Raw genomic sequence first — 9154 nt, 5'->3', positions numbered from 1 at the left:
CCTTCCCCGACAAAATATACTTTGGGGCGGGGGGGTTCTTGGGGGCGCCGCCCCCAACCCCCGCCGGGGCTGGGCGATTGGTGGGGGGGGGGGGGGGGCGCCGCCCCCCGCCGCCCCACCACCCGTGGGTCACATCGAGGCGAGGAGGCCTTCCATCGTCTCGATCTCAGCCTGCTGCGTGTCGACGATCGTCTGCGCCATCTCGATCGCGTCCGCGTCCTGGCCTGACTCGATCTCGGTCTCGGCCATCTCGACTGCGCCCTCGTGGTGCACGATCATCTGCTCGAGGAAGAGACGGTCCGCCTCGGGGCCGGCTGCGTCGCTCAGCGTCTGCAGGTCCTCCTCCGACATCATGCCGTCCATCCCGGCATGGCCGGAGTGCTCCGAGCTACGCTCGGCGCCCCAGGCGTCCAGCCACTGGCCGAGCACCTCGATCTCCGGGCCCTGAGCTGCCTTGACCTGGTTGGCGAGCTCGGTGATCTGGGGGTCGGCGTCGGGCTTGGCCAGGACGAGGTCAGCCATCTCGATCGCCTGCTCGTGGTGCGGGATCATCATCTGCGCGAACATGATGTCCGCGTCGTTGTGCTCCGCCTGCTCGCTGGCCGCGGTCGCGGTGTCCTGCGTGGGCTCCTCGGATCCTGAGCAGCCCGTCAGGGCAAGGGCTCCGGCCAGGGCGATGGCAGACATAAGGGTGCGCTTCATGGGGTATTCCTCTAACTCGTCTCGGATAGCGCTCACTGGCCCGACCGCGCTGGGGCACGGCAGGCTGTTGGGTCGGCGCGGGTGGGCGCCGAGCCTGGGTCTACGTCCGAGAGATGCAGAGTTCGTGCAACGAAGGAGCGCCGAGGGCGCTGGCTCCGGCGGGTGCCAGCAGGAGCGGCATCGACCGTTCGATCGGGGCCCGCCACAGGAGACGCCGGGCGGGCACGACGAGGGCCAGGAGCGCGACGAGGATCAGACGAGGATCATGAGACACATCGCCGTGGCGAGGTCGTGTCCGCCGCACCCGTCGTAGCAGACGCCTGTTCCCAGTTGACCGGCGGTGACGCCGTCCGGCGTCTGGGCCGCCGACATGTCGACGAGGGTACTGGCCTGCGGCGCCGTGGCACCCAGCGGTGTCGCCTGCTGGGCGGCACGCTGCTCCGCCAGAGCCTGTTCCGTCCCAGGTCGCTCAGCGGGGACGACCGACGCTTCCTGCGGCACGTGGTGCATGTGCAAGGTTGGTGACCCGCTCATCGAGTGCATCGTGACGACGCCGACGATCACCGTCAGGATCGCTAACGCGCCGATCGGGCGTTGCCGAGGCCCGGCGACCACCGAACGGAGGAGCGAGATCACGCGCACGGCACGGAGGCTATCCCACCGCGGGTCTGTATGAAACCGCCCACAACACCGGTCGACGCACTCCCTGCGGACAGGTTCCTCGTCATCAGGGACACGTCGTTCATCGGCGTCGCTTTGACCGTTGACCGCATCTCGTAGGCGACAGCCCGGGCGAGCGGGAGCGGGTGCCCCCGCAACCTATACGGTGCGCAAGCACGCGCACTGGCAGGCAGCGAGAGTGCCCTGCGCACTTCTCGCCTCGTCGCGGGAGTCCCGTCCGTCACTCCCCTCACGGGCTGTCTCTCGTGGCAGAGCCGCGGCTGTGCGGTCGCGCGGCCACAGGGCCAGGCCCGAGACTGCGCCGATGGTGGCGAGGACCGCAAGAATCGACCAGGCCGGCGCAAGGCCGAGGCTCGTCCCGACCCATCCGGCAATCGGATAGGTGACCAGCCAGGCCAGGTGCGACAGGGAGAACTGGGCCGCAAAAGCCGCAGGCAGCTCCGAGGATGTGGCGGAGGCACGAATGACCCTCCCCGTGGGGGTGACGACCAGTGCCATCCCGGCGCCGATGACGACCCAGATGGGCGCCGTGACCGCCCATACGGCGGTCCCGGTGAAGGCCATCGTCACTGCAGCGAACACTCCGACAACGAGGACGATCCCACCGGCCATCATGACCGTGCGATCGGAGACTCGGTCGAGCACGCGCGGCAGGACGAGCGCGACCAGCAGGGTGCCGCCTCCGGAGGCAGCGAGCATCCATGCGACGTCGGCTTGCTGGCCGCCCAGCTCGTCGCGGACGTAGTTGATCGTGTTGACGACCACGATCGACCCGGCCGCGGCAACGACCAGATTGAGCGCCATGACTCCCCGCAGTCGCGGCGTCGTGACGAAAGTCTTGATGCCCGACGCCACCCGGTCCCAGACTCGCGTCTGACCGCTCGGACGGGCATTCGGGATGCGGGTGGAGAGCACCAGTACCGCTGAAACCACGAACCCGACCGACGTCCCGACGAACAACCAGTTGAAGGTCATGAACGCGAGCGCGACTGCCGCAAGCACCGGGCTCAGCAGGCTCTCCATCGTGTAGGCCACCTGGGACGCCGACAGCGCTCGGGTGAAGTCGGACTCCTCTCGCACGATGTCCGGGATCACGGCTTGGAATGTCGGGGTGAATGCCGCCGACGCGGCCTGCAGGACACCGATCAGGACATAGACGTGCCAGACCTCGGTGACGAACGGCAGGAGTAGCACCACCGCGGCACGAACCACGTCGAGCAAGGTCAGGAACGCTCGCCGCGGCAGACGATCGGCATAGGCGGCGACCAGCGGCGCCACCAGGACGTACAGGACCATTTTGATCGTCAACGCCGTACCGAGTACCGCGCCGGCACTGGGGCCGGCCAGCTCGTACGCAAGCAGTCCGAGAGCGACAGTCGCGAGCCCCGTGCCGAACAAGGCGATGACCTGGGCACCGAACAAGTGCCGATAGTCGCGAATCGCGAACAAACGCATGGTGGTCTCCTTCTCTTCCTGCGGACGTCTGGGCGCGGTCAGTCCAGCGTGAGCCCGGCGAGGAGGTTGAATGCTCCGGTGAGCACGTTGAGTGCCACGACGCCGACGACGTCGGCGATCTCCCGGTCGCGGTAGCCGTAGGCTCGCAGGGTCGCGAACTGTTCGTCGGTGATCGCCGTCGGCTCGCGGTAGACCTGCAGCCCGAGTGCGATGATCGCCGCCATACCCGGATCGGCGGACGTACCGTCCCAGGCAAGCTCGATCTCGCTCTCGTCAATGCCAAGGTTCCGAGCGGCAGCGACGTGGGACTCCAGGCACAGACCGCACCCCTGCTCCACCTGGACGGCGATAGAGATCCGCTCGCTGATCTTGCGGTCGAGCTTGGTGCGCCTCATCGCTCTACTGAGCTGAAGGTAGCCGCCGAGGACTGCCGGTGAGTGCGCCATCGTCGACACCATGTCACCGACACTGCCGTGGCGATCGACCAGTTCCGCGAGCAGGTCTCGAGACGCTCCGGTGGCTGTCTCGGGCGTCAGCCTGGACAGGCGAGGCATGTTTCTCCTTCGTCTTGCGTCAGATCGGTGGGCCGGACGAGCCGTCGGCGGTACCTCTGCTTGCTTTCAGTCCTGCACCCCATGCAGACGTGGCCCCCATCGGTACACGGATGCGACGGCGTCGATGCCACTGACTCCTACGACCATGTCGTTGTGGACGTGGGTGACGAGGAAGTCATCGCCGTCGACGAGCTGCGTGTTCGGATGACCGGTGTACCCCGCCCCGGCGATCGCTCTGCCGTAGATCATGGACACGTAGGGGCTGCGCGGCCTGTACGGGCCCGGGTCACTGCCAAAGCCGAAGTCGTGCAATGCAACGGTGGCGGCATGGGCACCCTGTGCCGTTCCGTCGTCCCAGTGATCGATGCGCCACCTGCCCAGAATGTCGTCCTGGTGCGTCGAGACACCCCCTGCCGCGTAGATGCCGGGTATGCCCGTGCGGAGCCGGTCGTCGACGTCGACGCCGTCGGACCATGGCGCGGGCCCGGTCGGTGTCGTCCCGAGGGCAAGCACCAGGAGGTCTGCGGCGACGGCGGAGCCGTCGTCGAGACCGATGCTCAGGCCGATGTCGCCGACATCGACCTGGCTGATGGTGCGGCCGAGATGAGTCTTGACGTGCGCGAGGTGATCAGCCGCAACTCGCTCTGCGACCGCCGCACCGAAGGTGGAGACGCCCGGCGTCGCGCTGCGGGCGATGAGCGTGACGTCATGTCCGTCGCCGCTGAGGGTCGACGATGCCTCCGACGCGATCAGGCCGGCCCCATAGATCGCTACCCGGGTGGAGCCGTGTCGCTGCAGGGCACCCTTGATCCGGAGAGCATCCTCGACCGAGTGCAGCGTGGCGATCCGGTCCGCAGCAGCGGCAGCATCGGCGCCGGCCACTGCACGGTCCAGGCCACGTGGGGCGCTGCCGGTGGCGATGATCAGTGCGTCAAAACCGATACGTGTTCCCGAGGCAAGCTGGAGGTACATCTGATCGGTGGCGATGCGCTCCGCGGTGTCGGTGACCAGATCGACCGGGGGCAACGGCAGCCGGATCATCTCAGGCGGTGTGGGCCCATAGGCGACGCCCTTGATGAGCATCCTGCTGTACGGAGTTTCACCGGTGCGAGCGATCATCGTCACCGTCACGTCGGGGTGGCCTGCTAGGACGCGTGCGGCAGAGATGCCCGCCGCTCCCGCGCCCACGATCACGACTCGTTTGCTAGTCATGCGTCGAGCTCCTGTCGGGTTATCGAAGGTTTGCCGGACCGTGCTGTGGGCCACGTGGTGAGGAGCGCACGAGTCGGGCGCCGCGTCTGCTTCTACAGCCATAGCGCGATGCTTTCGATGGCGCGGGGGTTCCTGGTGCGCCAAGAACCCCCGCTGTCAGCTGTCAGGCCATCGCTGCCGCGTACTTGGCGGGGTCTGCGTCGAAGGCAGGCCCGCAACCGGCGCAGCAGAACCAGTAGCGCTTGCCGTCGTGGTCCCGGTACAGGCCGGCGGCTTCTGCCACGGCCTTGACCACGGGGCTGCCCACCATGACGGGGCAGGTGGTTGTCTCGTTGCTGGAGGGGGCGAGCAGGCTCTCGCGACTGCCGGCTGCGACGGCCGGGTTGGACGCGTGACCGCCGGTGCTGCAACAGCTCGAGGCAGCCTGGGGTTCGTTTGTCATGTGGGGTTGGTCCCTTTCGTCTTCGGTGGGGTGGATGGGTTCAACAGGGTCACCGTGTGGCGACGCTCTTGAACCCGCGCAGGCGCAGACTGTTGCCGACGACGAAGACGCTCGAGAACGCCATCGCTGCTCCCGCGAGCATGGGGTTGAGCATGCCGAGCGCGGCGATCGGGATGGCCGCGACGTTGTAGGCGAACGCCCAGAACAGGTTGGTCTTGATCGTGCTCAGGGTCTTGCGCGAGAGCCGGATGGCGTCGACTGCGCTCCGTAGGTCGCCGCGCACCAGGGTGATGTCGGACGCCTCGATCGCGACGTCCGTGCCGGTGCCCATCGCCAGACCGAGGTCGGCCTGGGCGAGCGCGGGGGCGTCGTTGACGCCGTCGCCGACCATCGCCACGGTCTTGCCCTCGTCCTGAAGCCGGGCGACGACGTCGACCTTGTCGCTGGGGAGAACCTCCGCGATGACCTCGTCGATGCCCACTTCGGCAGCGATCTGGCGGGCTACCGCCGTGTTGTCGCCGGTCAGCAGGATGGGGGTCAGGCCGAGGGCCTTCAGCTCGGAGATCGCCTGCTTGCTGGTGGGCTTGACGGTGTCGGCGACCACGAAGATGCCGCGCGCCTGTCCGTCCCAGCCGACGGCCACGACGGTCTTGCCCTCGTCCTCCGCGTGGGCTTTGGCGGACGCGGCCTCGCTGCTGAGGTGCTGTGACCACTCGGCCAGCAGCGACTCTCGGCCGACGAGCACGGCGTGCCCGTCGACGATGCCCTGCACACCCTTTCCTTCGACGTTGGCGAAGTCTTCCGGCGTCAGGAGTTCACCGACTTCCTGGGTGGCGCCCTTCGCGATCGCCTGGGCGATCGGGTGTTCCGAGGCGTCTTCCAGGGCGCCGGCGAGGCGCAGCAGCTCGGCGCGGTCAACGCCGGTCTCGGTGATGACGTCGACGAGTGTCATCTTGCCGGTGGTGACCGTGCCCGTCTTGTCGAGCACGACCGTGTCGATCCTGCGCGTGGACTCGAGCACTTCTGGTCCCTTGATCAGAACACCCATCTGCGCACCTCGGCCCGTACCGACGAGCAAGGCGGTCGGCGTGGCAAGCCCCAGGGCGCACGGGCACGCGATCACCAGCACTGCGACCGCGGCGGTGAAGGCTGCTGCGGCCGGGAATCCGGCGCCGAGCCAGGCACCGAGCGCTGCGAAGGCGATCGCGATCACGATCGGCACGAAGACGCCGGAGATGCGGTCGGCGAGGCGCTGCACCTCAGCCTTGCCGGTCTGGGCGTCCTCGACGAGCTGGGCCATCTGTGCGAGCTGCGTGTCCGAACCCACCCGGGTCGCACGTACTACCAGGCGTCCGCCGGAGTTGACCGTGGCGCCGGTGACGGCGTCGCCCTCTGCGACCTCGACCGGGACCGATTCTCCAGTCAGCATCGAGGTATCGACGGCGGAGGTACCGGAAATGATCACACCGTCTGTCGCGAGCTTCTCGCCCGGACGGACGATGAATTCGTCGCCGACCTGCAGGTCGGCGACTGCGATCTTGGTCTCGGCGCCGTTGCGCAGCACCGAGACCTCCTTTGCTCCGAGCTCCAGCAAGGCGCGGAGCGCAGCACCGGCCTGCCGCTTGGACCGCTTTTCGAAGTACCGGCCGGCCAGGATGAACATCGTCACCCCTGCACCGACTTCGAGGTAGATGTTCGCTGCTCCGTCCGAGGGTGCGATCGTGAGCTCGAACGGGTGCGTCATTCCCTGGGCGCCTGCGGTGCCGAAGAACAGGGCGTAGAGGGACCAGAGCAGCGCGACGGAGGTGCCCATCGAGATGAGCGTGTCCATCGTCGCCGCGCCGTGCTTGATGTTTGTCCATGCGGCCTTGTGGAACGGCCACGCCGCCCACACGATCACGGGTGCGGCCAAGGCCAGCGACAGCCACTGCCAGTAGTCGAACTGCAGGGCAGGGATCATTGCCATGGCGATGACCGGAACGGTAAGCACGATGGAGCCGATCAGCCTCTGCCGCAGGGAGGTCAGCTCGGGATCAGTGGTGTCCTTGTCACCTGAGTCCTGAGCAGGGCCGCCCTCGGCGTTCTTGGGCTTGGGGAGCGCGGCCGTGTAGCCGGTCTTCTCGACCTCGGCGATCAGCAGCGCGGGGTCGTATCCGGCGGGGACGGTGACCTTTGCCTTCTCGGTCGCGTAGTTCACCGTGGCAGAGACTCCATCGAGCTTGTTCAGCTTCTTCTCGATCCGCATCGCGCAGGAGGCGCACGTCATCCCGCCGACCTCAAGCTCGATACCCGGCCCACCTGCCGGTGGTGCTGTGGTGGTCATCTCTTCTCCTTCTCTCAAGCTGGGTGACCGCGACGCGGACGGATCAGTGGTCTTCGGAGTGCGAGTCGCCGTGGGCGGCAGTCCCCTCGTCGGCGGTCTCCGCTCCGGACTTTCCGTCGCTGTGGGGGGCGTCGAGGACGAACTCGGCGGTGTGGACCTCGCCGTCGACCTGGAAGTCCAGGTACAGCAAGTACCTGCCCGCCGTGGGCGCTTCGCCCATGAAGGCGATCTCGGGCCCTGAGGTGTCACCGGGCTGCGGCTCGGCTCCCTCGGCGTGGATATGCAGGTAGGCCAGGTCGCCTTCGCGCAGTGCGACGAGGTGGCCGAACGCTCCCAGGTAGGGCTGGAGCGCGGTTACCGGCTCACCGTCTCGAGAGACCGAGATCGTCAGGTCGCTCGTCGAGCCTGCGACCAGCTCGCCGTCGAGGGAGACCGTGAGCCCGTCGACCTCGTCGACACTCGCTGGCTCCGGCTCGACGGGAGTGACGTCACCTGCGACCTGCACGGTGCGGGTGAGCGTGACCCCCGAGGCGTTCTCACCGGCCGGCGTGAAGTCGGCGTAGACCCGGTAGGTGCCGGCCCGGCTCCACTCCCATGGAATGGACCAGGTGCCGGTGGCCTGGTCGAGCGTCGGGTGTACGTGACGGAACTCGGCGCCGTCCGACCGCACCACGATCAGGTGCAGATCCTTGTCGTGGGCAACGGCGAAGTCGGTCACGGCCTGCCCGGAGGGATCCTGAACCTGAAAGGTCAGGTCCCCCGCCGTTCCGGTGGACCCCGGTGCGGCCACCCGCGACAGCACATAGCCGCCCGCACTGATCGAGAGGCCCTTCAGGCTCTCCGCCGTGTCGTGTGTTGAACCGTGGCCTGCGCTGTGGTTGTTCATCTCGCTGCCTTCCGTCCATGCCGCTACGGCACTGTCCGGGACAGCGGCGCCCGCGATGCCGAATGCACCACCGAACGCCACCACCAACCCCGCACCGTAGAGAGCTAGTCGTGTTCCTGTTTCCATCAGGCCCGCACCGCCGAGTAGCCGGCCTCCTCGACGGCAGCCAGGACCTTGGCGTCGTCGACGTCACCAGACCCGGAGACGACGAGCTTGCCGGTCTCTGCACTGACCTGGATGTCCTCGACGCCGGCGATCTGCTCCACCTCTTCGCGGATCGACATCTCGCAGTGCCCGCAGGTCATGCCCGTTACCTGGTACTCGTTCGTAGCCATCGCGGATCCTCCTCGTCAGATATACCCCTAGGGGGTATCGGTCCTGCGAAGCTATACCCCCGGTGGGTAGCCTCGCAAGCAGGCGTGTCTGTGACGTAGCACACAGCAGGAGCAGTCGCCGCACAGGCCCTACCAGAACGCCGGGCGAGTTCTGTCATCCAGCAGAAGGAAAAACCGCCCGAAATTCGCCCGAACCGTCACCAGGGCGAAAACTGGATCCCTGCGAATCCGCCATTCGGCATCCCAAGATCCTGTGGACAACTCGGGCACAAAATCTTCACCAAGATCGGGCCCACGTGACCGTCGCCGATCACGTGCTGGACGAACCGGCGGGCGCCTGACCCCCTCTTGGCGAACGCTGCGCGAAGCCGCCATCCCTGCGTAAGCACGCTTTGCCCTTCCGTCAGCGGACGACCCGACATATGCGCCTCGTCCGAAGGAGGAACGGGGGATCCCCTGGATCGCAACGGCGCACCTCTACGCCTTCGAGGCACTCCACGAGAACCTGTCTGGCTACGTGCCCGACCTGGTCTTCTGGAAGTAGGTGGCTCCTCCCGGTCCTGT

The 9154-nt window shown here is 67.3% G+C and carries 9 protein-coding genes; all 9 read right to left on the bottom strand.

Annotated elements, in window-relative coordinates:
• Nucleotides 1-129 precede the first annotated feature (129 nt).
• Complete coding sequence (locus tag ACIBBF_RS25540; RefSeq protein ID WP_397419066.1) at nt 130-702, bottom strand: DUF305 domain-containing protein; 573 nt, start codon at nt 700-702, stop codon at nt 130-132.
• 252 nt (nt 703-954) lie between these two features.
• A complete protein-coding gene (locus tag ACIBBF_RS25535; protein ID WP_397419064.1) occupies nt 955-1344 on the bottom strand; it encodes a hypothetical protein in 390 nt (129 codons plus the stop codon).
• A 177-nt stretch (nt 1345-1521) separates the two neighbouring features.
• Nucleotides 1522-2838, bottom strand: coding sequence for an MFS transporter (locus ACIBBF_RS25530; RefSeq protein ID WP_397419062.1), 1317 nt, complete (start codon nt 2836-2838; stop codon nt 1522-1524).
• Nucleotides 2839-2876: 38 nt separating this feature from the next.
• Nucleotides 2877-3392: a carboxymuconolactone decarboxylase family protein gene (locus tag ACIBBF_RS25525; protein WP_397419060.1), complete on the bottom strand. Its 516-nt coding sequence runs from the start codon at nt 3390-3392 to the stop codon at nt 2877-2879.
• Between the two features lie 66 nt (nt 3393-3458).
• Nucleotides 3459-4604 carry an FAD-dependent oxidoreductase gene (locus ACIBBF_RS25520; RefSeq protein ID WP_397419058.1) on the bottom strand — a complete coding sequence of 382 codons (1146 nt, stop codon included), beginning with the start codon at nt 4602-4604 and terminating at the stop codon, nt 3459-3461.
• 163 nt (nt 4605-4767) lie between these two features.
• Entirely contained in the window at nt 4768-5046 is a 279-nt protein-coding gene (locus ACIBBF_RS25515; protein WP_397419056.1) for a YHS domain-containing protein, read from the bottom strand.
• A gap of 49 nt (nt 5047-5095) precedes the next feature.
• The gene (locus tag ACIBBF_RS25510; RefSeq protein WP_397419054.1) at nt 5096-7369 is read right to left on the bottom strand and encodes a heavy metal translocating P-type ATPase; all 2274 of its coding nucleotides are present in this window, start codon (nt 7367-7369) and stop codon (nt 5096-5098) included.
• Nucleotides 7370-7412: 43 nt separating this feature from the next.
• Nucleotides 7413-8339: a heavy-metal-associated domain-containing protein gene (locus ACIBBF_RS25505; protein ID WP_397419068.1), complete on the bottom strand. Its 927-nt coding sequence runs from the start codon at nt 8337-8339 to the stop codon at nt 7413-7415.
• A gap of 41 nt (nt 8340-8380) precedes the next feature.
• Nucleotides 8381-8590: a heavy-metal-associated domain-containing protein gene (locus ACIBBF_RS25500; RefSeq protein ID WP_397419052.1), complete on the bottom strand. Its 210-nt coding sequence runs from the start codon at nt 8588-8590 to the stop codon at nt 8381-8383.
• Between the last annotated feature and the right edge of the window lie 564 nt (nt 8591-9154).

This window comes from Promicromonospora sp. NPDC050880 (assembly GCF_044456525.1).
GTDB lineage: Bacteria > Actinomycetota > Actinomycetes > Actinomycetales > Cellulomonadaceae > Promicromonospora.
This window is presented reverse-complemented; position numbering and strand designations above follow the sequence as displayed.